A 555-nucleotide genomic window follows, 5' to 3' on the forward strand; every position below is an offset into this window, starting at 1 on the left:
ATACTGCGGCGGCAGCATCTTCAGCCAACTGGTGAAGGCCGCCAGATGAATGAACAGCAGCGGTTCGTCGCTGAGCATCAGCAGGCCATTGGCGATGGCCTCGGCGGAGGCCGCGAGCAAGGCTTCCAGTTCGACGCCGGACAGGTATTGCAGAAGTTTTTCGCTGTTGGCCTGCAAGTCGGCGAGCAGGGCGAACAGCTGTTTCACGTCATCCCAGACGCCATTCAGTGCCGTTTCGAAACCGCGCCAGTCGGCCTGTTGCAACTGACCGTAACGCTCCAGGAAACCCGCGCTGGAAAACTCCGCCCATTGCGGTTGAAACCCGACCCATTCCTCACGCAACCATTTTTCCAGGCCATCAATGAGCCCCTGATACGAGGCGTACAGCGTCTGGACGTGCGAACTGGAAACATCGGGAAAGAAGGTGATGCGATAACGCTGGCCCCGGTCGCAGTTGTCGACCTCGAGAATGCCGCTGGGGCCGATGGTGTAATGCTGCGGTTCGCCGAATTTCAGGGCGCCGCCGACATCGGAAATGACCGGTTCCAGGGTCAC

General features: G+C 59.6%; 1 pseudogene. It reads right to left on the reverse strand.

What is annotated here, in order from left to right:
• Positions 1 to 555: pseudogene (locus CAG02_RS29400) on the reverse strand (type IV secretion protein Rhs); the annotation flags it as partial.

The sequence above is a fragment of the Pseudomonas sp. R43(2017) genome, assembly GCF_002112345.1.
GTDB classification, from domain to species: domain Bacteria; phylum Pseudomonadota; class Gammaproteobacteria; order Pseudomonadales; family Pseudomonadaceae; genus Aquipseudomonas; species Aquipseudomonas kribbensis.